The sequence below is a fragment of the Luteimonas fraxinea genome, from assembly GCF_021233355.1.
Taxonomy (GTDB): Bacteria; Pseudomonadota; Gammaproteobacteria; order Xanthomonadales; family Xanthomonadaceae; genus Luteimonas; species Luteimonas fraxinea.
Genome location: NZ_CP089507.1, coordinates 565,421 through 589,022, shown reverse-complemented (window position 1 = coordinate 589,022; position 23,602 = coordinate 565,421). Strand labels below are relative to the sequence as shown.

The 23,602-nt window shown below is 68.8% G+C and carries 23 protein-coding genes; 12 read left to right on the top strand and 11 right to left on the bottom strand.

Annotated elements, in window-relative coordinates:
* The first annotated feature begins 55 nt into the window (after positions 1-55).
* From LU699_RS02575 to LU699_RS02550, 6 genes are all read left to right on the top strand, one after another.
* Positions 56-1,018: a lytic transglycosylase domain-containing protein gene (locus tag LU699_RS02575; protein ID WP_425491140.1), complete on the top strand. Its 963-nt coding sequence runs from the start codon at positions 56-58 to the stop codon at positions 1,016-1,018.
* Positions 1,019-1,174: 156 nt separating this feature from the next.
* Positions 1,175-1,810, top strand: coding sequence for a ubiquinol-cytochrome c reductase iron-sulfur subunit (petA, locus tag LU699_RS02570; RefSeq protein WP_268738816.1), 636 nt, complete (start codon positions 1,175-1,177; stop codon positions 1,808-1,810).
* Positions 1,810-3,069 (top strand): cytochrome b, encoded by a 1,260-nt coding sequence (locus LU699_RS02565; protein ID WP_232137844.1) that lies wholly within the window; start codon positions 1,810-1,812, stop codon positions 3,067-3,069. Before petA ends, LU699_RS02565 begins: the two co-directional genes overlap by 1 nt.
* A 16-nt stretch (positions 3,070-3,085) precedes the next feature.
* Positions 3,086-3,820, top strand: coding sequence for a cytochrome c1 (locus LU699_RS02560; RefSeq protein ID WP_425491141.1), 735 nt, complete (start codon positions 3,086-3,088; stop codon positions 3,818-3,820).
* Between the two features lie 182 nt (positions 3,821-4,002).
* Complete coding sequence (locus LU699_RS02555) at positions 4,003-4,623, top strand: glutathione S-transferase N-terminal domain-containing protein (RefSeq protein ID WP_232137840.1); 621 nt, start codon at positions 4,003-4,005, stop codon at positions 4,621-4,623.
* Positions 4,624-4,690: 67 nt separating this feature from the next.
* Positions 4,691-5,173: a ClpXP protease specificity-enhancing factor gene (locus tag LU699_RS02550; RefSeq protein WP_232137839.1), complete on the top strand. Its 483-nt coding sequence runs from the start codon at positions 4,691-4,693 to the stop codon at positions 5,171-5,173.
* Positions 5,174-5,278: 105 nt separating this feature from the next.
* Here the strand turns inward: LU699_RS02550 and LU699_RS02545 are convergent, their stop codons facing one another.
* From LU699_RS02545 to LU699_RS02535, 3 genes are all read right to left on the bottom strand, one after another.
* Positions 5,279-5,620 carry a DUF3301 domain-containing protein gene (locus tag LU699_RS02545; protein ID WP_232137838.1) on the bottom strand — a complete coding sequence of 114 codons (342 nt, stop codon included), beginning with the start codon at positions 5,618-5,620 and terminating at the stop codon, positions 5,279-5,281.
* Positions 5,621-5,796: 176 nt separating this feature from the next.
* The gene (nadC, locus tag LU699_RS02540; protein ID WP_232137837.1) at positions 5,797-6,669 is read right to left on the bottom strand and encodes a carboxylating nicotinate-nucleotide diphosphorylase; all 873 of its coding nucleotides are present in this window, start codon (positions 6,667-6,669) and stop codon (positions 5,797-5,799) included.
* Complete coding sequence (locus LU699_RS02535) at positions 6,666-6,935, bottom strand: Trm112 family protein (protein ID WP_232137836.1); 270 nt, start codon at positions 6,933-6,935, stop codon at positions 6,666-6,668. Before LU699_RS02535 ends, nadC begins: the two co-directional genes overlap by 4 nt.
* A gap of 123 nt (positions 6,936-7,058) precedes the next feature.
* On the opposite strand from LU699_RS02535, the gene purE reads away from it, so the two are divergent.
* Positions 7,059-7,562, top strand: coding sequence for a 5-(carboxyamino)imidazole ribonucleotide mutase (gene purE / locus LU699_RS02530; RefSeq protein WP_232137835.1), 504 nt, complete (start codon positions 7,059-7,061; stop codon positions 7,560-7,562).
* Positions 7,559-8,710 carry a 5-(carboxyamino)imidazole ribonucleotide synthase gene (locus LU699_RS02525; protein ID WP_232137834.1) on the top strand — a complete coding sequence of 384 codons (1,152 nt, stop codon included), beginning with the start codon at positions 7,559-7,561 and terminating at the stop codon, positions 8,708-8,710. Before purE ends, LU699_RS02525 begins: the two co-directional genes overlap by 4 nt.
* A gap of 45 nt (positions 8,711-8,755) precedes the next feature.
* Here LU699_RS02525 and LU699_RS02520 read toward each other — a convergent pair whose 3' ends face one another.
* The 8 genes from LU699_RS02520 to LU699_RS02485 all read right to left on the bottom strand — a co-directional run bounded on the left by LU699_RS02520 (position 8,756) and on the right by LU699_RS02485 (position 18,610).
* Positions 8,756-9,175: a VOC family protein gene (locus tag LU699_RS02520; protein ID WP_232137833.1), complete on the bottom strand. Its 420-nt coding sequence runs from the start codon at positions 9,173-9,175 to the stop codon at positions 8,756-8,758.
* 241 nt (positions 9,176-9,416) lie between these two features.
* Positions 9,417-10,211: a heme ABC transporter ATP-binding protein gene (locus LU699_RS02515; RefSeq protein WP_232137832.1), complete on the bottom strand. Its 795-nt coding sequence runs from the start codon at positions 10,209-10,211 to the stop codon at positions 9,417-9,419.
* On the bottom strand, positions 10,208-11,260 hold the full coding sequence (locus tag LU699_RS02510; RefSeq protein ID WP_232137831.1) for a FecCD family ABC transporter permease: 1,053 nt from the start codon (positions 11,258-11,260) through the stop codon (positions 10,208-10,210). The genes LU699_RS02515 and LU699_RS02510 overlap by 4 nt, the downstream gene beginning before the upstream one ends.
* Complete coding sequence (locus LU699_RS02505) at positions 11,257-12,306, bottom strand: heme/hemin ABC transporter substrate-binding protein (protein ID WP_232137830.1); 1,050 nt, start codon at positions 12,304-12,306, stop codon at positions 11,257-11,259. Before LU699_RS02505 ends, LU699_RS02510 begins: the two co-directional genes overlap by 4 nt.
* 80 nt (positions 12,307-12,386) lie before the next feature.
* Positions 12,387-13,766: a YncE family protein gene (locus LU699_RS02500; protein ID WP_232137828.1), complete on the bottom strand. Its 1,380-nt coding sequence runs from the start codon at positions 13,764-13,766 to the stop codon at positions 12,387-12,389.
* A 98-nt stretch (positions 13,767-13,864) separates the two neighbouring features.
* Positions 13,865-15,184, bottom strand: a complete 1,320-nt coding sequence (locus LU699_RS02495) for a class I SAM-dependent methyltransferase (protein ID WP_232137827.1) — start codon at positions 15,182-15,184, stop codon at positions 13,865-13,867.
* Positions 15,181-16,218 carry an alpha/beta hydrolase gene (locus LU699_RS02490; protein WP_232137826.1) on the bottom strand — a complete coding sequence of 346 codons (1,038 nt, stop codon included), beginning with the start codon at positions 16,216-16,218 and terminating at the stop codon, positions 15,181-15,183. Before LU699_RS02490 ends, LU699_RS02495 begins: the two co-directional genes overlap by 4 nt.
* A gap of 124 nt (positions 16,219-16,342) precedes the next feature.
* Entirely contained in the window at positions 16,343-18,610 is a 2,268-nt protein-coding gene (locus tag LU699_RS02485) for a TonB-dependent siderophore receptor (protein WP_232137825.1), read from the bottom strand.
* Positions 18,611-18,887: 277 nt separating this feature from the next.
* Here LU699_RS02485 and LU699_RS02480 point away from each other — a divergent pair, with 277 nt between their 5' ends.
* From LU699_RS02480 to LU699_RS02465, 4 genes are read left to right on the top strand one after another with little or no spacing between them, the layout of a single operon-like run.
* On the top strand, positions 18,888-20,096 hold the full coding sequence (locus LU699_RS02480; RefSeq protein WP_232137824.1) for an MFS transporter: 1,209 nt from the start codon (positions 18,888-18,890) through the stop codon (positions 20,094-20,096).
* The gene (locus LU699_RS02475) at positions 20,093-21,259 is read left to right on the top strand and encodes an isochorismate synthase (protein WP_232137823.1); all 1,167 of its coding nucleotides are present in this window, start codon (positions 20,093-20,095) and stop codon (positions 21,257-21,259) included. Before LU699_RS02480 ends, LU699_RS02475 begins: the two co-directional genes overlap by 4 nt.
* A 25-nt stretch (positions 21,260-21,284) precedes the next feature.
* Positions 21,285-22,934: a (2,3-dihydroxybenzoyl)adenylate synthase gene (locus LU699_RS02470; RefSeq protein ID WP_232150347.1), complete on the top strand. Its 1,650-nt coding sequence runs from the start codon at positions 21,285-21,287 to the stop codon at positions 22,932-22,934.
* Entirely contained in the window at positions 22,934-23,569 is a 636-nt protein-coding gene (locus tag LU699_RS02465) for an isochorismatase family protein (RefSeq protein WP_269781329.1), read from the top strand. The genes LU699_RS02470 and LU699_RS02465 overlap by 1 nt, the downstream gene beginning before the upstream one ends.
* The last annotated feature ends 33 nt before the right edge of the window (positions 23,570-23,602 follow it).

Below are 23,602 nucleotides of genomic sequence, written 5' to 3'. Positions count from 1 at the left end.
GACGTTCACAATCAAGCACTTGGCAACCGTCGCCGAACATCGGACACTCCGCATCGTGAAACGGGGATGGGGACTCATCGCGACACTCGGTCTGCTGGCGGCCTTTCCGGTTGCCGGCAGTACGTTGTATCGCTGCGATTCCGGCGACGGCATCCCGCAATACGTCAGCAAGCGTGTCAGTGGCGCCAGTTGCCGGCTGGTCAGTAGCGCGCCTGCGGCGCCGCGTTCCAGCGCCACGCGCGCGTCGCGCCCGGCAGCTGCGACGCCCACGCCGACGACGGCACCCTCGAATGTCGACAGCGGCGCGCCCGCCACCTTCATGGGCGGCACGTCCTCGCCTGCGCCTGCATCCACGACGGCATCGGCCCGGCCGGTCGCCGCCGCGACCGCAGCACCGACGCCGGCGCCCCGGGCGCAGACCGGCAGCAACCAGCGGCGCCTGCAGCAGGGCCAGGTCTATTCGTATGTGAAGGACGGCGTGCGGCACTACAGCAGCAGCCGGCCGGCCGGCAGTGCCCAGGTCGCCGCGGTCCGCACGATCCGCTACAGCTTCTTCGAGACCTGCTATGCCTGCGGCGCCGCGCCGGGCGTGAACTTCGGCAGCGTGCGGCTCAACGAGAACGCCTACCGCGACGAGGTCGCGCGCGCGGCCCGCGAGTTCGGTGTCGACGAAGCGATCGTGCGCGCGATCATGCATGCCGAGTCCGCATTCAATCCCAATGCGCTGTCGCGCGCCGGTGCCCAGGGGCTGATGCAGCTGATGCCGGCCACTGCAGCGCGTTTCGGCGTGGTCAACGCCTTCGACCCGGAGCAGAACATCCGCGGCGGCGTCGAGTATCTCGCGTGGCTGCTGAAGCGCTTCAACGGTGACCTGACTCTGGCCGCGGCCGGCTACAACGCCGGCGAAGGCGCGGTGCAGCGCCATGGCGGGGTGCCGCCGTATGCCGAAACCCAGCGCTACGTGGTCCGCGTCGGCACGCTGGCCGACCGCTATCGCGGCCAGCTTGCCAGCCGCTGAGCCGGTATCTGCCTCCGGCATCTGCAAATCGATTGTCGGTCGATTCAGGCTTCCGCTACACTCGGGCCTCTCTATATGCGGCCATCCGTCCTACATGGGCGAAACGGTCCGCGGCAGCCAGTACGCAACAGCTACCGAAAGAGGGCGGGGTACCGGATGGTCGATGAAGCGGTGAGCGGACCTGGTGGGGATGGTCCAGTCAATGAGGGGCGGCGTCGGTTCCTGACCGCCAGTACCCTCGTCGTGGGAGCGGTGGGCGCGGGTGTGACCGCGATTCCGTTCATCAAGTCATGGAATCCCAGCGCCCGGGCCAAGCTCGCCGGTGCACCGGTGACCGTGGACATCAGTGCGCTCCAGGAAGGCCAACGCCTGGTCGCCGAGTGGCGCGGGCAGCCGATCTGGATCGTCAAGCGCTCCAAGGCGATCCTCGAGGCGCTGCCGACGCTCGACGGCATGCTCAAGGATCCCGAATCCGGGAATCCCGACCAGCAGCCGGCGTACGTGCTGGCGGCGAACCCCGAGCTGCGCTCGATCAAAGCCGACATCTCGGTGCTGGTCGGCCTGTGCACGCATCTGGGCTGCTCGCCGGAGATGGTCGCCGAGATCCGGCCGGCGCCGTTCGACGCCAACTGGAAGGGCGGCTACTTCTGTCCCTGCCACAAGTCGAAGTTCGACATGGCCGGCCGCGTCTATGACGGCGTGCCCGCCCCGACGAACCTGCTCGTGCCGCCGCACTACTACGCCGACGACAACACGCTCGTCATTGGTGTCGATCCGGAAGGAGCCGCCTGATGGCCAACGTCCTCGTCCGCGGCGCCAACGGCGTCTTCAACTGGGTCACCGAGCGGGCACCGGCATTGATGCCGATGTACCGCAAGCACATGACCGAGTACTACGCGCCGAAGAACTTCAACATCTGGTACATCTTCGGCGTGCTGTCACTGGTGGTGCTGGTCAACCAGATCCTGACCGGCATCTTCCTGACGATGCACTACAAGCCGAGCGCGACGGAAGCCTTCGCCTCGGTCGAATACATCATGCGCGACGTGGAGTGGGGCTGGCTGATCCGCTACATGCACTCCACGGGTGCGTCGCTGTTCTTCATCGTGGTCTACATCCACATGTTCCGCGGCCTGATGTACGGCAGTTACAAGAAGCCGCGCGAACTGGTGTGGATCCTCGGCATGCTGATCTATCTGGTGCTGATGGCCGAAGCCTTCCTCGGCTACGTGCTGCCGTGGGGCCAGATGTCGTTCTGGGGCGCGAAGGTCATCATCTCGCTGTTCGGCGCGATTCCGGTGATCGGCAACGGCCTGACCGAATGGATCATGGGCGACTACCTGCCCAGCGACGCCACGCTCAACCGCTTCTTCGCCCTGCACGTGATCGCGCTGCCGCTGGTACTGCTGCTGCTCGTCGTGCTGCATCTGGGCGCGCTGCATGAAGTGGGCTCGAACAATCCCGACGGCGTCGAAATCAAGTACGGCCCGAAGGGCAACCGCTGGTCGCCGACCGCGCCTTCCGACGGCATTCCGTTCCACCCGTACTACTCGGTGAAGGACGGCTTCTACGTCTGCTTCTTCCTGATCATCGCGGCCTTCATCATCTTCTTCGCGCCCGCGTTCGGCGGCTGGTTCCTCGAGCACGACAACTTCACCGAGGCCAACCGCCTCGTGACGCCCGAGCACATCAAGCCGGTCTGGTACTACACGCCGTACTACGCGATGTTGCGCGTGGTGCCGCACAAGCTCAGCGGTGTGCTGGTGATGTTCGGCGCGATTGCGATCCTGTTCCTGGTGCCGTGGCTGGACCGCTGCAAGGTGCGCTCGCACCGCTACCGCGGTCCGATCACCAAGGTCATGCTCGCCCTGCTGGTGGTGTGTTTCGTGTGGCTGGGCAAGATCGGCGCCGGTCCCGGTACTGACCCGGTGGAGACGATCATCGGCCGCGTGCTGACGTTCCTCTACTTCGCGTTCTTCATCACGATGCCGGTCTGGACCAAGCTCGACCGGACCAAGGCAGTCCCGGACCGGGTGACGATGCATGACTGACCACGCCTTCGCCCGCATGTGTTTCGCGCGCATCGCCACCACCGTCGCGGGCCTGCTGCTGTCGTTCGGCGCGCTTGCCGCCGCCGGCGGGCCGGTCGAGCAGGCTGGCACCGACATCGGTGACCGCGCTTCGCTGCAGCGCGGCGCGCAGCTGTACATGAACTACTGCGCCGGCTGCCACTCGCTGAAGTTCATGCGCTACTCGCGCATGGCCGAGGATCTGGGCCTGACCGAAGACGAGGTGATGAACAACCTCAACCTCACCGGCGCGGCTTACGGCGAGCACATCGTGTCGTCGATGACGCCCGAGCACGGCGCGCAGTGGTTCGGCCAGGCGCCGCCGGATCTGAGCCTGATCACCCGCGTGCGCGGCAGCGACTGGGTCTACACCTATCTCAAGTCGTTCTATCTCGACGAGAGCCGTCCGCTGGGCTGGAACAACACGCTGTTCCCGAACGCCTCGATGCCCAACCCGCTCTGGGAGATGCAGGGCCTGCAGCGTCCCGTGCACGGCGAGGTCGACGACACCGGCGAGCCGGTGGTCGCGCATCTGGAGCTGGGCACGCCTGGCAGCCAGGACGCCCGCCAGTTCGACCAGACCGTCCGCGACATCACCACGTTCCTGGAATACGTCGGCGAACCGGCCGCGCTCAAGCGCCAGCAGCTCGGCGTCTGGGTGCTGCTGTTCCTGACCCTGCTGACGTTCCTGGCCTGGCTGTTGAAGCAGGAATACTGGCGCGACGTCCACTGATCGATCCCGTCCCCGGCGCGTGCCGGGGACGGTGTCCGCGTGCCGACCGGCCCATTGCCGTCCGGCTCACGTAAATGCGAGACTCGGGAAACCGCGACAACCGTCTGCGAGCAGCAGTCGGCGTCACCGGGCTGGCGGACTCCAGCCTCCGGACAGGCCGGGCGACGGCCGTGAGTGCATCCATGCGAAACGTGCTGACGCTGTTCTCTTCTGTCGACGACGTACTCTGTCATCGTGCACGCCTGGTGCTGGCCGCCAAGGGCGTGAACTACGACATGGTGCCGGTCGATGCGCAGAATCCGCCCGAGGATCTGATCGACCTCAACCCCTACCACTCGGTGCCGACCCTGGTCGAACGCGAGCTGGTGCTCTACGCCGCGAGCGTGGTCAGCGAGTATCTCGACGAGCGCTACCCGCATCCGCCGCTGATGCCGGTCGATCCGCTGTCACGCGCGCGCCTGCGTCTGGCGATGCTGCGCATCGAGCACGACTGGGTGCCGCAGGTGCAGGCCATCCAGATGGGCAACAAGGCGCAGGCCGAAAGCGGCCGCAAGCGCCTGAAGGAACTGGTGACCTCGGCCGTGCCGCTGTTCAAGGCCAGCAAGTTCTTTCTTAACGCGGAAATGAGTCTGGCCGACTGCGCGGTCGCGCCGATCGTCTGGCGCCTGCAGGCGCTCGACATCCCGCTGCCGAAGGATGGCGCCAAGGCGATCGAGGACTACGGCAACCGGATCTTCCGCAGCCCCGGCTTCGTCCGCAGCCTGACGCCGCAGGAGCGGCAGCTGCGCGCGCTGCCTGATTGAACGGCGGCTGCCGAGCTGTTCAGCCGTGCACATCTGAACGACGGAATGAACAGCTAAACTGTCACGTATGACGGACAGCACGCCCCCGATGACCAGCCATCGCCCGTACCTGCTGCGGGCGCTCTACGAATGGATCGCCGACAACGGCATGACGCCGCACATCCTCGTCGATGCGCGGCAGCCCGGCGTGCGCGTGCCGGCGCATGCGGTCAAGGACGGACGCATCGTGCTCAACGTCGCAGACCGCGCAGTCGGCCGGCTGGAAATGGACAACGACAGCGTGCGGTTCTCCGCGCGGTTCGGCGGTGTCAGCCAGTCGGTGCTGGTGCCGGTAGGCGCCGTGCTTGCAATCTACGCGCGCGAAACCGGGCAGGGCATGGCGTTGCCGGAAGAGATCGTCGGCTCGGGTGAGCTGCGTGACGATGCCGAGGAAAGCGCCCCGTCGCTGCACGCGGTGGAAGACGACGGCACCGCCGAGGGTCCGGATGATCCGCCCGATGGCGATACGCCGCCGGAGCCGCGTCGCGGTCATCTGCGGGTCGTCAAGTAGGCAGAGAGAGCAGTTAGGGCGTGAGTGCGTTAGGGCGTGAGTGCGTCAGGACGTGAGAGCGTCAGCACGTCAAAGCGCGAGGGCGATGACGAGCGCCTTTCGATCTCAGTTGGTCCAGTGGATCGGCACGGCCTGCGGGCGGGTCGGGCCGCTGAAGGCGATCAGCTGTTCGCCGCGCAGCACCAGATGCCCGATGTGGCGCTGCACGCCATCCTCCGAATACTCGAAACGGAAGCTGCGTTCGACGCGCAGACGTCCGTCGTCGCCACGGCGCAGGCGCATCGAGTGCGCGTGTACGGCCTGGTCCAGCCACTGCACGCCTGCGCGTTCGCAGGCATCGCGCCCGAGCTGACCGGCGCGTTCTGCGGCCGCACGCGCACCGCTCCACCACAGGAATGCGGCGAACGCGGCCAGCATCACGAAGATCATCGTCGGAAAGTCGGGCATGCGCGAACTGTGGCGGCGGCGGATGCCGGATACAAGTGTGGATGTGGGGATGGCGTGTTGCGGCTTGCGATCCGCGCGCCTTGAGGGTCGACGTTTCGCTTGCGCGTAAGAATGTCAGTGACGTGAGTGCGTCAGTAAAGCGAAATCGTTAGAGCGGGTTGCGACGCGCGGCGCGATCAGCGCGGCGGCGGGCCGAGTTTCAACGACAGATCGATCGCGCGGACATGCTTGGTCAGACCGCCAATCGACACGCAGTCCACGCCGTCCTCGGCGATCGCGCGCAGGCCATCGAGGTCGACGCTGCCCGAGACTTCCAGCGGAATGCGTCCGTCGTACGGCGCCCCGCGGGCGATGCGCACGGCTTCGCGGCGCGTCTCTGCATCGAAGTCGTCGATCAGCACGCGCGTGCAGCCGGCATCGAGTGCGGCGCGCAGTTCGTCCAGCGTTTCCACTTCGATCACAAGTGGCAGTCCGGGCCATTGCGCCCGCGCCGCCTCGACCGCCGCGGCGATGCCGCCGGCCGCGCGGACATGGTTCTCCTTGAGCATCACCGTGTCGTAGAGACCGATGCGATGGTTGTGGCCACCGCCGACGCGCACCGCGTACTTCTGCGCCAGCCGCAGCCCGGGCAGGGTCTTGCGGGTATCGAGGATGCGCGTGCCGGTGCCGGCTACCGCGGCAACGTGGCGCGCGGTGGCGGTTGCCGTCGCGCTCAGCGTCTGCATGAAATTGAGCGAGGTGCGTTCCGCGCTGACCAGGGTGCGGGCATGTCCGGCCAGGGTCGCGAGCACGGTGCCGGCGGTGACGTGGTCGCCCTCGGCCACGCGCCAGTCGATGCGCATATCGGGATCGAGCGCGCGATGGCAGGCGTCGAACCAGGGTCGTCCGCAAACCACAGCGTCTTCCTTGCACAGCAGGTAGGCGACGTCGTCGTGATCGGGCAGCAGCGCCGCGGTGACGTCGCCGCTGCCGATGTCTTCTGCGAGTGCGGCCGCAACGTTGGCCGCGACCGCCGCGTGCGGAATCTCGAGGCGGTCGGTTCCGCTCATGCCTTCGGGAAGTCGGGGATCTGTGCGGTGCCGATGGCTTCCTCGACCAGCAGCACCGGAATGCCGTCGTCGACGCGGTAGACGCGCTTGCGATCGTGGGTGATCAGCGCCTCGCGCACAGGGCCGGCCTGCGCGGCGCCGTCTTCGCGTCGCGCCGAGCCCGCGGCAATCGCCGCATTGAGCGCGTCGAGGCCCGCTGCATCGAGCAGCGCGAGCGGCTGGCGGCTGGCGGGACAGACGAGAATATCGAGCAGCTTGCGGTCCATGGGCGGTCTTGTGCGGGCAACGGGAGCGGACCGGAAGGGTAGCATTCGGCGATGCGCGGCCGGCATGCAAGCACGATGACGCCGGGGCGGATAAAATGCGTCTTTGTGGCCGGGGACCCCCCAATGACCGCCAGTTCCGTACCGCCGAAGGTCGGCATCGTGATGGGATCGCGATCCGACTGGGACACGATGCAGCACGCCGCGCAGAAGCTCGAGCAGCTGGGTGTTCCGCACGAAGTCCGTGTCGTGTCCGCGCATCGCACGCCCGACGTGTTGTTCGAATACGCATCCAGCGCGCAGTCGCGCGGCCTGCGCGCGATCATCGCCGGCGCCGGTGGCGCCGCCCACCTGCCGGGCATGCTCGCCTCCAAGACCGCAGTGCCCGTGCTCGGCGTGCCGGTGCAGTCGAAGGCGCTCAACGGCATGGATTCGCTGCTGTCGATCGTGCAGATGCCGGCCGGCATTCCGGTGGCGACGTTCGCGATCGGCAATGCCGGCGCCGCCAATGCGGCGCTGTTCGCCGCGGCGATGCTGGCGTTCGACGACCCCTCGGTCGCGGCTGCACTCGCCGAGTTCCGCCAGCGTCAGACCGACGACGTCGCCGGCAACGACGACCCGCGTCGATGAGCGCGACGACGGTCGGCATCCTCGGCGGTGGCCAGCTCGCGCGCATGCTGGCACTGTCGGGCGCGTCGCTGGGGCTGCGGTTCCTGGTGATGGACACCGCCGATGACGCCTGCGCGGGCCAGTTCGCGCCGCTGCTGGTCGGCGACTATCGCGATAAAGCGGCGTTGGCCGAATTCGCCGGCAAGGTGGACGTCGCGACTTTCGATTTCGAGAACGTGCCGGCCGAGAGCGCGCACTGGCTCGCCGAGCGCGTGCCGGTGTTTCCCAATCCCGGCGCGCTGGCGCTGACCCAGGACCGGCTCGCGGAGAAGACACTGTTCCGCGAACTCGACATTCCGGTGCCGGATTTCGCCGATGTCGCGACACGCGCGCAGCTCGACGACGCGGTCGCGCGTATCGGTACGCCTTGTATCCTCAAGACGCGGCGGCTGGGCTACGACGGCAAGGGCCAGTTCCGGATCAAGTCGCCGGCGGACGTTGATGCTGCGTGGGATGCGCTCGGTGCGCAGGCCGAAACGGTCGGGTTGATTCTCGAAGGCTTCGTCGCGTTCCAGCGCGAACTCAGCGTGGTCGCCGTGCGCGGTCGCGATGGCGAGTTCCGCGCCTGGCCGCTGACCGAGAACTGGCACGTCGACGGCGTGCTGTCGGCGAGCCTGGCGCCCGCGCGTGTCGATGCGTCGCTGCACACGACGGCCCTGTCGCATGCGCGCGCGATCGCCGAACGTCTCGGCTATGTCGGCGTGTTCGCACTCGAACTGTTCTGCCGCGATGGCGAACTGCTCGCCAACGAACTCGCGCCGCGCGTGCACAACTCCGGACACTGGACGATCGAAGGCAGTGAGACCTCGCAGTTCCAGAACCATCTGCGTGCGGTGCTCGGCCTGCCGCTCGGCGATACCGCCGTGCGCGGCGTGGTCAGCATGCTCAACTGGATCGGCGAGATGCCTGATGCCGCGCCGGTGCTGTCGGCGGCCGGCGGGCACTGGCACGACTACGGCAAGCAGGCGCGCGACGGTCGCAAGGTCGGCCACGCGACGCTGCGCGCCGACGAGGCCGAGGCGCTGGCACAGCGGCTGGCGGATGTCGGCGTAGCGCTGGGCCGGCAGGCGCAGGTCGCGCCGGTCGTCGCGCGTCTGCGCGAAGGCTGATTGCTGCATCGGAGCGCGCGAGCGCGCTCCCGGCAGATCAGACGCTCACTTGGCCCACGGGTCGTAGCTGCCGAACCACCACAGGTGGCCTTCCGGATCGCGGCAGGAATAGCCGCGGCCACCGTAGGGCTGGTCGGCGATGTCCTGCACGATCTCCGCGCCCGCGGCCTTCGCGCGTGCGTAGTGCGCGTCCGGGTCGGTGACGACGACGCAGGGACTCTGGGTGGTACGGCCACCAATGTCGCGGGGCTGGGTGATCAGATCGCCCCATTCGCTGCCGCGCTGTGTCGAGCCGAGCATCAGCATGCCGCTGCCGAACACCAGCTGTGCGTGGTGGACGGTGTCGCCGTCGGCGTACACGGCCTGGGCCTGGAAGCCGAAGGCGTCGCGCAGCCAGTCGATCATGCGCAGCGCGTCGTCGTAGCGCAGGCAGGGGATGATGGTGGAACCGGCGGGAGTGGGCATCGCGGGTCTCCGGCTTATGCGCGATTGGCGGCGGTAGTTCGATGATGCGCTGGTGGCTTCGCGGCGCCAAGTGGAGCGGGTTCTGGTGCGGCGCGAAGAAGTGCGCCCTCACCCCAACCCCTCTCCCAGAGGGAGAGGGGCTCGAACTTCGCGGGCGACCGGTTTCGCTGACGACTGGCGCGTTCTCGAGTCGGCGTGTGTCGAAAACCGGGCGAACAGGCGGGTCCGCGCCGAACTTGAATCAGCGCGACGGACGCGGATCGTCGCTGACCACCAGCGGCACGCCGCGGGTCGGGTGTTCGAGCACGAGGACCGGCTGCGCGTAGACGCGTTCGATCGTCGCCTGGGTCAGCACTTCGCGCGGGCTGCCGTCGGCGGCGATACGGCCCTGATGCAGCATCGCGATGCGGTCGGCGTAGCCGGCGGCGAGATTGAGGTCGTGCAGGACGACGATCACGCAGGCGCCGTCGTCGGCGAGGCCGCGGGCGATGCGCAGCACGCCTTCCTGGTGCTGCAGGTCGAGCGCAGCGGTGGGTTCGTCGAGGAACACGACCGGAGTCGTCTGCGCCAGCACGCGTGCGAACGCGGTGCGCGAGGCCTCGCCGCCGGACAGCGTCTGTACGTCGCGGCCTTCGAAATGCATGACGTCGGCCGATACCAGGGCGGCGTCGACAATGCGCGCGTCGGTTTCGGGATCCGGCGCATGCGGCAGGCGTCCCATCGCCACGACTTCGCGCACGCTGAAGCCGAAGCGCACTGCGTGGTCCTGCGGCAGCACGCTGCGCTCGCGGGCGAGCGGTCGGGCTTTCCAGTCGCGCAGTTCGGCGCCCGACAACCGCACGCGACCGGCGGCCGGCACGAGATCGCCGCTCGCGACCGCGAGCAGGGTCGATTTGCCGGCGCCGTTCGGCCCGACCAGTGCGGTGAGCGTGCCGCGTGCGAAGCGCAGGTCGACCGCGTCGAGAATCGCGCGGCCGTCGATGCGCACGGTCACGCCGTCGAGCGCGAGTACGTCGTGCGCGGCGTCGTGACTCATGCCGCGCCCTTGCGGCGCAGCACCAGCCACAGGAAGAACGGCGCGCCGAGCGCGGCCGAGAACAGGCCGAGCGGAATCTCAGACGGCGGATCGAGGCTGCGCGCGGCGGTGTCGGCGACGACGATCAGCAGGCCACCGGCGGCGGCCGACAGCGGCACCAGCCAGCGGTGGCCCGGGCCTGCGAGCAGACGCACGAAATGCGGCACGACGAGGCCGACGAATCCGACCACGCCGGCGAACGCGACCGCCGAGCCGACCAGCAGCGCGCAGACCGCGATCAGCATCAGCCGCGCGCGTTTGACGTCCAGACCGATGTGCTGCGCCTGGCGTTCGCCCAGCGCGAGCATATCGAGCGGCGTCGCGAGCGCGCGCAGTGCGACCGCGCCGAGCGCGAAGGCCGGCAGCGCGGCCAGCATCGAGTTCCAGTTCGCCATCGCCAGCGAGCCCATCTGCCAGAACACCAGCGACTGCAGTTCGTCGGCATCGGCGATGTAGGTGAAGAACCCGATCGCCGCGGAACACGCCGCCGCGATTGCGATGCCAACCAGCAGCAGCGTTGCGGTGCCCGTGCCCCGATCCGGACGCGCGAGGACATAGATCAGTGTCGTCGTCGCGGCGCCGCCGAGAAAGGCCGCGACCGGGATCGTCCACGCGCCGAATGCGGTCAGCCCGAGCACGATCGCCGACACCGCGCCGAGCGCGGCGCCATGGGTCACGCCGACGATGCCGGGATCGGCCAGCGGATTGCCGAACAGTCCTTGCAGGCCCGCGCCGGCCATCGCCAGCGACGCGCCGACGATCACCGCCAGCAGCGCACGCGGCACGCGCAGGTTCCAGACCACCGAAATGTCGCGTTGCGTGAGCGCGCCGGCATCGACGAGGCCCAGCTTGTGCGCGATCACGTGCACCACGTCGCCGGGCGGAATGCGCAGCGGGCCGATGCCGAATGACAGCACGATCACGATCACCAGCAGGGCCAGCATGCCGACGAACAGCAGCCCTCCAGGCGGTCGCCGGACCAGGCCGGTGCGTCGTGCAGCTCCGGTCATGCGCCGGGCGCGGTGTCGAGTTCGGCGGCCAGCGTGGTCAGCGCCTGCGCCAGCGCGACCGCGCCGGTGCCGCCACCGATGCTGCTGACCTTGAGCTGCGTGTCGGGCATCACCCAGACGCGGTTGGCGAGGCCTGCCGGCGTCTGCTTCAGCGTCGGATACGCCTTCCACAGACCGGCTTCGCCGCCGAACACGCGCAGGTCGTCTTCGCTGACCAGGATCACCTCCGGTTCGACCGCGACGATGCCTTCGTTGCTGAGCTGCGAATAGTTGGAGACCTTGGCCTCGTCGCCGACGTTGATGCCGCCGGCGAGACGGATCATGCCCGCCGCTGCGGTATCGGCACCGGCCACCGCCGGCGCGCCGCCACCTCCGGTGGCGGAAATGTGGATCACGCGCGGCTTGCGCGTGTGAGTGGCTGCGATGCGCGCGGCTTCGTCGAGCTGCTGCTGCACCTGCGTGGCGAGCTGTTCGCCTTCGTCGGTGTGGCCGAACACGGTCGCGAGCTTGCGCACCTTTTCCGGAATCGGCTGCAGTTCGTCGACGATCACCAGCGTCTGGCCGGCATCGCGCAGCGGCTGCGCGAGCTTGCCGTGGCGGCGCAGGCTGTTGCCGACGAACAGGGTGCCGTCGAGGCTGAGGATGCCTTCGACGCCGGTGGTGCGGTTGAACAGGAAATGGTGCTGCGCCTGGCGGCCGGTCTCCGTGACGGCATTGGTCGGCGCGGCGAACACCTGGTCGGACAGACCCAGTGAATCCATGACCATCACGATGTCGTCGTTGCCGACGATCGTGCGGGCGGTGTCGGTGATGGTGACTTCGACGTCATCGTCGGACCGCACCGTGACCGGCAGGTCCTGCTGCGAGCGTGCGACGCGCGGGATGTCGGTGCCGGCGATCCGCAGCCAGCCTTCCGACAACGCATCCGGCGTGGCTCGTGCATCGGTCGTCGATGCGGCCTCGGGCGGCGCGGACGACGGCGCGCATGCGGCGAGCGCGCAGGCGAGGACGAGGAGCAGCGGGGCGCGGAGGCGGCGTTCGAACATCTTCAATTCCATCGCGGCAAAAAAAAAGCAGCGGCCGGACCGGGGTCCGGCCGCTGCGAGTGCCCATTTTAGAGGGTTTTTCAGTTGGCTTTCGGCGTGATCCGGCGCACGTGGTCGCCGGCCGGGTCTTCCGCGCCGCGCGACTTGTTGACCGAGAACACGTGGCCGCGGCCGTCGGTGGCGACGTGGTTCGGGAACGTGCCGCCTTCGAGGTTGCCCACGACCTGGCCTTCGCCGTTGATCGCGGTGACCGTACCGGCGCCTCGGTTCGGCACGAAGGCCAGGCCCGACTGCGCGTCGAACGCGACATTCAACGCGCCCGCGCCGACGTAGACGTCATGCAGCACGGTGCCGGCTTCGGCATCGACGATCAGCACGTTGTCGCTGCCCTGCGAGGCGACGTACAGACGCTTGTTCGCCGCGTCGAACGCCACGCCCGAAGCGCCATTGGCGTTGGGCAGCGCGAACACCTTCTCGACCGTGCCGTTGGCGCCGTCGATCACCGCGGCTTCGCCGGTCATGCTGACCGTGTAGACGCGGCCGGTGGTTTCGTCGAGGGCGAGGCTCATCGGGCCGAACTTCTCGCCGCGGATCGACGACTGGATCTCGACCGGTGCGAGCGGCTCGAGCGTCTTCGCATCGAACACGGCCAGCGTCGGCTCGAATGCGGCCGAGGCGTAGACGCGACCGTCCTTGGTGTCGACGATGATGTCGCGCGCGTGCGGCACCAGGCCGGCTTCGAACTGCTTGACCAGCGACAGGTCGGACTGCTTGTAGACGGCGACCGTGTTGTCACGGGTGTTGGTGACCCAGACGTGACCGTTGACGTCGTCGACGCCCACGCCATAGACCGCATACACGCGCTCGTCGGTCTGGCCGGCGACCTTGGCCGGGGTGGCGCGCGCGACGATTTCAAGCGTCTGCGGGTCGACCTTGACCAGCTCGGACTGGGTGACCGGCGGACGGCCGACGGCGGAGGTCACGAACAGCGCATCGCTCTTCGCGCTGTAGGCCGACTGGTACAGGCCCTGCACGAGCTTGTTGCTGGCGACGTCGAAGCTTTCGGCGCCCGACAGCGGCAGTTCCTTCGAGATCTTCAGATCGAACACGACGGCGGCATCCGGGTTGGCGGCGCGCACGACGACCGGGTGACGACCGGTCACGGCGTCGGCCGGGATCTGCACATTGCCCTTGAAGCGGCCTTCGGCATCGGCGGTGTAGGGCTGGGCGTTGAGCACTGTTTCGCCGCGCAGCAGCGTGACCGACTGGCCGGGCTGGAAGCCGGTGCCGTTGAGCTCGACCGTGTCGCCGGCCTTGATCACCGGGCTGCCGGCGCGCACGGCGCCCTTGAAGTCGATGGCCGGCTGGCCGAAGCCCTGTGCACCCACGGCGCCGACGGCGGCGCACAGGGCGATGGACAGGGCGGCGAGCCGCAGACGACGCGAGGACAACTTTTGCATGACGAACTCCTGGAGCGTGGATTGGACCGGCGTTCCGTATCGCCGGAAGGACATTGCGTGTAGAGCGGGCACAACGTGTGCTGGGTGGGCGATGGCAGTCATCGCTGCACCTGGCGTAGGGCGGCGGACCCGATCGCCGGCAACAGCGCCAACGCGGGAACGCCCGGAAGCGGAGCGAGTTGACGCGACAGCGCATCGGCTGACGTGTCGCGGCTCGACGGCAGGCAGGCATGCACGAAGCCGGCCCACGTCAGCGCCTGTAGCGCCTGGTTGAGCAGACCTGGCGCGGCGTCATACGGCGCGCGAACCCGCAGTTCGGCGAACGACAGCGGTCCCTGCGCGAGTGCATCGAGCGCAGGCGCGAATAGATCGCGCGCGCCGGTCACCGGCCCGATGCGGGTGTCGAAACGCAGATCGCCGGTGAGCGTGGTCGGCGCGCCGGGCAGGGCGGCGAAGACCAGCGCATCGAGTGCGTCGAGATGCGCGGCGTCGTCGAGCCGGCGCGCGTCGCGCTGGAACAGATCGCGACGCAGGCTCTGGTTACGCGCGAGATCGCGTGCTGTCTCGGCGAGCGGGCCGGGCGGCAGCGTGCGCAGCCGCGCCTGCAGCTGGCCGGGAATCGACAGTGCATCGATGTTCTCGATCGGCGTCGCGCTGCCGAGAAAACCGCAATCCACGCCCGCGAAGGCGCGGATCACATCGGCGACGTGTTGCGGCTGCCAGTGCGCACCGAGGAATTCGTGGGCGATGTAGCCGGCCGGCTCGCGCTCCATTGCGTCCAGCTGGCGCGACGCGCCCGGATGTTCGGCGAAGAAACCCGCGCCGCCATCGGCGAGATCGCGCAGCAACGACAGCGCCCCGGTCACGCGCGCCGGTGCATCGCCTTCGAGATGGCGGCCGGCTTCGTGCAGCAGACGCTGCGCGCCCTGCAGTTGCGAGGCGCCCGGATGACTCATGTAGCCAAGTTCGAGCAGGCCGCCGGGCGCGAGACGCCGTTCGACGATCGCGAGGAATGATGCGCGCACCGCGTCCGACACCCAGGCCCAGAGACCGTGGGAGACGATGAAATCGAAGGACTCGTCGTCGTGCGTGGTGTAGTCGCGCAGATCCGCGTGGACGCATTCGAGATTCGCCAGCCCCGCACGTTCGGCGATGTCGCGCGTTTGACCGATCTGCGCGGCATCGGTATCGACTGCGGTGAAACTGCCCGCAGGATTGCAGGCCGCGGCGACCAGTGCGGTCAGGCCTGCGCCGCTGCCGAGTTCGCACCAGCGGTAGGGCCGGGCGAGATCGGGCGCGCGGAAGCCGAGCGCAGTGGCGGTGGCGTGCAGCCACGCCGGCATCTGTTCGCGATGGAAATGCATCGGGTATGCGGCATCCGCCGCATAGCCGTCGATGTCCGTCGCGCGTGCGTTCACCGGTTGGGATCCACGCCGTCGGCATGACTCGGCGTGTCGCTGTGATCGGCGACGCCGGTGATCGCGTGCAGCGCCCACATCAGCGAGGCGCGGAACATCGGGCCGTGGGTCAGCGCGGGGAACTGGCGGTATTCGACCTGCAGGCCGTCGACTTCGGACAGGCGCTGCGCGAGTTTCTCTGCCGAATCCGGCGGCGCGGCTTCGATGCGGCGCAGATGCACCCGCACGCGCGGATCATTGAGATCGCGGTGCGCGACCTGACGCGTGCGCTCGCCTTCGCCCAGGCCGATCAGCACGCGCGCTTGGCGGCCGGCGTTGTTGGCGACGAAGCGCTGCTCAGGCGCGCCGAGCAATGCGCCATCGCCCCACCACAGCGACGGACTGCCGGCGGCGTAGGTGTCGAACGCGCCGGTGCGCGTGTACAGCACATGCAGCGCGAACAGGCCGGCCAGCGAATGGCCCCACAGCGTCTGCTGCGTCGGATCGGTGGCGACGCGGCGTTCGACTTCGGGCCGGATCGAGCGTTCGATGACTTCCAGCAGCGCATCCGCGCCACCGCCGCCGACGATCGTGCCGCCGTCGCGCACCGGGCGTTCTCCGGTGAATGGCGTGTAGTCGCGCGTGCGCGCTTCGGAATCGATGCGCAGATCGTTGGCGTAGCCGACGAACACCAGCGCATGCGGCACCGGCTGCGCGGCGAGTTCGGCGAGCAAAGCGTCGTCGAATTCGATCAGCGCGGCGTTGCCGTCGAGCATCCAGAACGCCGGCCAGCCGCCCGCGGGCGCGGCGCCTTTCGGCGCAGCCACGTGCACGCGCCAGGTGCGCTGGCCGTCGGCGCTGCTGACGTCGAAGCGCTGGAAGGTGTAGTGCTGCGAGGCGTGATTGGCGACGGTATCGGTGATCGACTTCGTCGGATCGCGCTGCTGCGCGGACGCGACCTGTGGCACGGCCTGCAGCGCGAACAGCAGGCCGGCGGCCGCGGCGAGCGTGGCCAGGCGCAGCGGACGTGCAGCGGTGGATCGGCGGTTGGGCATGCGGGACATCGTGAGGTGCGGGGGTCCGATCTTCGTGCGACGGGCGGGATGCGTCCAGAACGTCGCGGAATGAGGGCTGGACCCTGGACGGTCCGGCCGGGTACGGCCCGGAGGCCGCGCGACATCAGAAGCCGATGTTCATGCTCACGTAGTACGAGCGGCCCGGCTCGTTGTAAGTGGCCGCGCCTGCGTACTGGCTGTTGGACTCGCGGAACAGGCGCTTGTCGAGCAGGTTGTTGACGCCGCCCCCGAGGCTGATCGTCGGCGTGATGCGGTAGCGCGCGCCGATGCCCCAGATGTTGTACGGCTCGCGCACCTGGCGCACGGACACGCAGTCCGCGCCGGCTTCATCGCAGCGGTCGTCGTTGTTCATGTCGCGCGTCGCCGGTTCCTGGCGGCCGTAGAACGTGCCGGTCAGCAGCAGCGACAGCGCGTCGGTGGCCTGCCAGTCGAGCGAGGTATTGACGGTGTATTCCGGGATCACCGACAGCGGCTGTCCGGTCACCTTGTTCTCGTTCTCGATCATGTAGGTGACGTTGTTGTTCCACTTCAGCACGCTGCCGCGCTCGCCGATCAGCGGGATATTGATGTTGCCTTCCAGGCCCGAGACCACGGCTTCGGGCGCGTTCTCCCACTGGAAGAGGCGCGCGGGGCGCACGGTCGGCGTTCCCGGCGTCTGCCCGATCGGCGTGAAGCCCGACACCACCTTGTCCTTGTAGTCATTGTGGAAGTAGGTCAGCGAGGCGTGGTGGCCGGAGACCGGCGCCCACTCGATGCCGATTTCCTTGTTGATGCTGGTCTCGGCGTCGAGATCGGCGTTGCCGAGGATGTAGCAGCCCGAGCCGAAGCTCGGGAAGTTGTCCGGGCAGCCGAAGCCCATCGTGTAGTACAGATAGTTCGGGTTCGACTGGTAGAGATTCGGCGCCTTGAACGCGCGCGCCACGCCGCCCTTGAGCTTGAGGTCTTCGCTCAGCGCGAACTGCACGTTGAGGCTGGGGCTGGCGTTGTTGCCGAACTGGCTGTGATGATCGAAGCGCACGCCCGGAGTCAGGATCCAGCGCTCGCCGGCGTAGATGTTGTCCTCGACGAACACCGCCGATGTCTGCGCATCGGCCTTGCCGCCGCCACGGTTCGGATCGAGGCCCGGAATGCCGCCGCCATTGCCGCCCGACTGCGACATCGAATACGGATCTTCCAGCTCGCTGTCGCGATGCTCGAAGCCGACCGTCCAGATGTGCTCGGTGGCGCCGATGGTCGTCGGCAGGTTCACTTCGCCGTCGATCGCGTAGTTGCGCAGGCGCGAGGTCGACGATGCAGTCGCGCTGCCGATCGTGCCTTCCGGGCCACCGGCCAGGCCTTCGTTGAGGCGCGTGTTGTTGGTGCCTTCGAAGGCGACGGTCACGCGCGACGATGCATCGCCCCAGCGGCCGCGATGGGTCACCGCGCCGCTGTTGCGGTACATGCGGTTGGTCTCGGCGCCCTGTTCGGCGAGCTCGGTCGTCAGCGGCGTGCCATCGAGGCTGACCGCGCGGTCGCCGGCGTAGATGTTGCCCTGGCGGCTGGTGCCGGCCTCGAACTCGACCACGTGCGCCTCGTTGATGTCCCAGCGCAGCAGCGCGTTGACGTCCTTGTTGCGCACGCCTTCGCGGCCCGCGGGCGGGGTGACGCCGACGTCGGTCAGGAAGTCGGCGTTGAGGTCGAGCGAATCGGCCTCGGTCTTGTTGAGGTTGCCGTAGAGGCGGAACGACAGGGCATCGGTCAGCGGGCCGCTCAGGGTCACGCCGGCACGCTGGCTGCCGCCTTCGACGCCATGCTGCGGCACCTGGCCGAACAGGCTCAACGAGCCGCTCAGATCGCCGGTCGGACGCTTGGTGATGATGTTGACCACGCCGCCCGAGGCGCCCGAGCCGTAGCGCGCCGCCGCCGGTCCGCGCAGCACTTCGATGCGCTCGACAGCTTCGGCCGGCACCCAGTTGGTGTCGCCGCGCGTGTTGCGCTCGCCGCTGCGGCCCATGCGGATCGAATCGCGCGAGCCGACCGGCTTACCGTCGACGAGGATCAGCGTGTTCTCCGGGCCCATGCCGCGCAGGTCGATCTGGCGGTTGTTGCCGTACTGGCCCGAGGAACTGTTACCAGTGAGGTTCACGCCCGGCATCGTGCGGATCAGCTCCGACAGATCGTTCGCCGGCGGACGGCGCTCGATGTCCTCGACCGTGATCACCGAGGTGCCCAGCGCCTGACGGGCGATGGCTTCGGCGGTCACGCGGACGGTGTCGAGTTCGACGGCGTCGCGGTCGGTGTCGTCGGACAGGCTCTGCGCGAGGGCAGGCGCGGACAGCAGAAGGGCGATCGAGGCGGACAGGGCAGTGCGGTGCAGTGGGGCGGACGACATGCGGAAACTCCGGCGCTGGTAACTCGCCATGGCGGCGGCAGGCGGTGACGTGGAAAGGGCGTCGCTGGGCGACGTTCGCGAATAGTAAAATGAATGCGAATTATTCTCAATAACTTCATTGCGGCGGAACGAAGCGTCTCGCGGCGCCTTCCGTGGTTGTCCGCAAATGCGATCTGTTATCATTTGGGTCCTGTACTGCGCTCGAGGCCGTCAACCGACGGACACCCGGCGCATTGCCTGCCAGGCCGCCGCTGGCGCCCGCGAACCCGAGATCCCGATGCACACTGCGACGACCGCGCCCCGCACCGCGTCCGCCCTGCCGGCGCTGGTGTTCACTGCCCTCGTGGGCACGATGGCAATGATGGCCTTCGTCGCGGTGGTGGGCCCGGTCGTGCGTCTGCTGGGACTGGCCGAATGGCACGCCGGTCTGTCGGTCACCGCCGCGGGCGTGCTGTGGATGCTGTCGGCGCGACGCTGGGGCCGGCTCAGTGATCGCATCGGCCGTCGACGCGTGCTGCTGATCGGTCTGACCGGCTACGCGGTGGTCTACATCGCGATGGCGGTGTTCGTGGACGTGGCGCTGCGGTCGCCGCCGGCGGTGCTGGTGTCGGTGGTGATGCTGGTGGGCACGCGCGCGTTGATCGGCCTGTTCTATGCGGCCATTCCGCCGACCGCCGGCGCGCTGGTCGCCGATGAAGTCGCGCCCGGTCTGCGCGGCAGTGCGATGGCCAAGCTCGGCACCGCGAACGCGCTCGGCATGGTGCTGGGCCCGGCCGCGGCCGGCTGGATCGCTTTCCACGGGATCGCACTGGCGCTGTACATCGCGGCAGCGCTGCCGCTGCTGGCGCTCGTCGTGCTGTGGTGGCGGCTGCCCGACACGCCGCCTTCGGACAGCCTGCACCAGAAGCCGAAGACGGGCATGGCGCTGGCCGATCCACGTCTGCGCCTGCCGGTGTTCACCGTGTTCGCGGCGATGGTATCGGTGACGATCGCCCAGGTCGTCGTCGGCTTCTTCGCGATCGACCGGCTGCAGCTGTCGCCGGCCGACGGCGCGCGCGTCGCCGGTCTGGCGCTGACGGCTGTCGGCATCGGCCTGATCTTCGCCCAGTCACTGGTGATGCGTTTCAAAGCGGTGCCGCCGGCGCGCTGGATCGCGTTCGGCGCGTTCGTCTCGGGCATCGGCTTCGCCTCTTCGGCACTGGTGGCCGTGCAATGGCAGCTGCTGGCGGCCTATGGATTCGCCGCGTTCGGCATGGGCTTCGTGTTTCCGTCGTTCCAGGCGCTGGCGGCCGATTCGGTCGAGTCGCACGAGCAGGGCGCGGCCGCCGGCACGGTCGCGGCGGTGCAGGGCATGGGCATGGTCGCCGGCCCGCTGCTCGGCACGCTGCTGTATCGCTGGTCGCCGTCGGCGCCGTATCTGTTCGTCGGCGTGGTGTTGGCATTGCTGTCGCTGGTCGCCACATTGCACGCGAGACGGCCTGCATGAGCGCGACCCGCGCCATCGACGCGCGCGATCTGGGCGGCGATGTCGCCAGCCTGTTCCGCCTGCACGCGCCGGACCGGCGTCTGGCGACCGATGGCATCCGCAGCCGTCTGCCGGCTGGCCCCGCAGCGACGCTCGGCGAACGCGTCGCCACGTTCTTCGCCACGCCGCGCAGCGGAGCGGATCTTCTGGTCGGTGCGCTGCCGTTCGATCCGCACCAGGACGACGCGCTGTATCAGCCCGAGCGCTTCTCCACGCCCGGCACCGGCAGCCTGCCGTCGACGCTCGGCCCGCTGTTCGCTACGGCTGAACTGCCGCCTGCCGCCGACTACGCCGACGCGGTCGCGCGCTGCGTCGCCGTGCTGCGCGATGCGCCCGCCGGCGAGGACGCGCTGCGCAAGGTCGTACTCGCGCGCGGCCTGCGCGTGGAAGGCGCGGCACCGATCGATCCGCACGTGCTCGCGGTCAAGCTCGGCAGCGATGCCAGCGTGACCACCTATGTCGTGCCGCTGCCGGTTGCGCCGGGCGAAGCGCCCGCCTGGCTGGTCGGCGCGACGCCGGAGCTGCTGGTGTCGCGTCGTGGCCGCGCGGTGGTCTCGCATCCGCTGGCCGGTTCGGCGCGTCGCGTCGGCAACGAGGCCGAAGACCGCCGTCGTACCGATGCGCTGCTGGCCTCGGACAAGGATCTGCACGAACACCGCTTCGTCGTCGAAGCGATCCTCGATGGCCTCGCGCCGCTGTGCAGCCAGTTGCAGGCGCCGCCGCGACCGTCGCTGCATGCGACCGCGACGATGTGGCATCTCGCGACGCGTATCACCGGCACGTTGAAGACCGACGACATCTCGTCGGCGACGCTCGCCGGTGTGCTGCATCCCACACCCGCGGTCTGCGGCACGCCGCGTCTGCCGGCGCTGCAGGCGATCCGCGATCTCGAACCCTTCGACCGCGGCTTCTACGCCGGCGCGGTCGGCTGGACCGATGCGTCGGGCGATGGCGACTGGTACGTGGCGATCCGCTGCGCGCGCGTGCAGGGCCACGCGATGCATCTGTTCGCCGGGGCCGGTATCGTGGCCGATTCGCAGCCCGCGCTCGAGGTCGACGAGACCGCGGCGAAGTTCATGGCCCTGCGCAACGCGCTCGGCATCGACGACGCCCGCGCGGCCTGAAGACACACCAGGACACCTGTTCCGCATGACCGATGCATCCCGACACACCGTGCCGCTGCGGCAGACGTGGCCCGACGATTTCGTCGCGCGCTACCGCGCCGCCGGCCACTGGCGCGGCGAGACCTTCCCCGGCTTCCTGCGCGAGCGCGCGGCGCGCTTCGCAGACAGCGTTGCCGTCGTCGGCGGCGATACGCGCTGGACCTATGCGCAGCTGTGGTCCGAGGCCGAACGCATCGCCGCGGGCCTGCTCGCGAGCGGTCTGGCGCCCGGCGACCGTGTCGTCGTGCAGCTGGGCAACATTCCCGAATTCATTGCCGTGGTCTGTGCGCTGTTCCGCGCGCAGCTGGTGCCGGTCTACGCCTTGCCCGCGCACCGGCTGGCCGAGGTCGCGCATTTCGCGCGCAAGTCGGAGGCCAGTGCCTACGTCTGCGCGGACCGCTACGAGACCTTCGACTACCGCACGCTCGCGCGCGAACTGCAGGCCGAAGTGCCTGCGGTGCGGCAGGTCTTCGTCGTCGGCGATGCGGCGGAGTTCGTGTCGATCGATGCGCTCGACGGTCCGCATGGTGCGCTGCCCGGCGATCCCGATCCGCAGTCGGTCGCGTTCCTGCAGATCTCCGGCGGCAGCACCGGCCTGTCGAAGTTGATTCCGCGCACGCACGACGACTACATCTACAGCTTCCGCGCGAGCAACGCGTTGTGCGGTATCGATGCGGACAGCGTCTACATGGTCGCGCTGCCGGCCGCGCACAATTTCCCGATGAGCTCGCCCGGCTTCTTCGGCGCGCTGTACGCCGCCGCGCGTGTGGTGCTGAGTCCCGGCCCCGGGCCCGATGTCGCGTTCCCGCAGATCGCCCGCGAGCGCGTGACCTGCGTCGGCCTCGTGCCGCCGCTCGCGCTGTTGTGGGCTGATGCCGCGGGCAAGACCGCGCACGATCTGTCGAGCCTGCAGGTGCTGCAGGTCGGCGGCGCCAAGCTGGTGCCGGAGGCCGCGCGCCGCGTGGTCGCGGGCCTGGGCTGCACGCTGCAGCAGGTGTTCGGCATGGCCGAAGGCCTGGTGAACTACACGCGTCTCGACGATGCCGATGATCTCGTGCTGACCACGCAGGGCCGACCGATCAGCGCCGATGATGAAGTGTTGGTGGTCGACGATCACGGCGCGCCGGTCGCCGATGGCGAAATCGGCCATCTGCTGACGCGTGGCCCGTACACGATCCGCGGCTATCACAACGACGACGCGGCGAATGCGCGGTCGTTCACCGACGACGGCTTCTATCGCACCGGCGACATGGTGCAGCGCCTGCCTAGCGGCCATCTGATCGTGCAGGGCCGAGCGACCGACCACATCAACCGTGCCGGCGAGAAGATCTCGGCCGAGGAGATCGAAGACCACCTGCTCGCGCATCCGCAGGTGTTCGACGCAGCGGTGGTGTCGATCCCCGACGAATTCCTCGGTGAGCGCAGCTGCGCGTTCGTGATTCCCGGCGATACGAAGCCGCGTCCGGCCGAGCTCAAGGCTTGGGTGCGCGGCCGCGGGCTCGCGGCGTTCAAGGTGCCGGACCAGATCGTGTTCGTCGATGCGTTCGGCACCACGGCGGTCGGCAAGGTCAGCCGGCGCGAGCTGCGTGCGCAGCTGCGCGCGCGTTTCCTCGAAGAGCAGAAGGACGCCGGTTGATGGGCCTGCCGAAGATCGCACCGTATCCGTTGCCCACCGCCGCCGAACTCCCGGTGGCACGCGGCCAATGGCTGCCCGAACCGAAGCGCGCCGCGTTGCTCGTCCACGACATGCAGCGCTACTTCCTCGCCGCGTTCGCGCAGGACGACGCGCCGCTGGCGCCTGCCGTGCAGAACCTCGCGCGCCTGCTCGCGCATTGCCGCGGCGCGGGCATCCCGGTGTTCTACACCGCGCAGCGCGGCCACCAGGACCGGCGCGATCGCGGCCTGCAGGCCGATCTCTGGGGCCCGGGCATGCAGGCGAGCGCCGAGCACGAGAGCATCATCGATGCGCTGGCGCCGGCCGACGGCGACCACGTGCTGGTCAAGCACCGCTACAGCGCCTTCCAGCGCAGCAACCTCGACACGCTGATGCGCGCGCGCGGTCGCGACCAGTTGCTGATCACCGGCGTCTACGCGCACATCGGCGTGCTGTCGACGGCGACCGACGCCTTCCAGCGCGATATCGAGACCTTCGTCGTCGCCGACGCGGTCGCCGACTTTTCGCGCGCCGACCACGACCTTGCGCTGCACTGGATCGCGCGCACCTGCGGCGTGCCGCTGACCACCGACCGACTTCTGGAGATGCTGCAGTGACTGTGGACCGCACCGGCCCCTTGACCCTCGAGC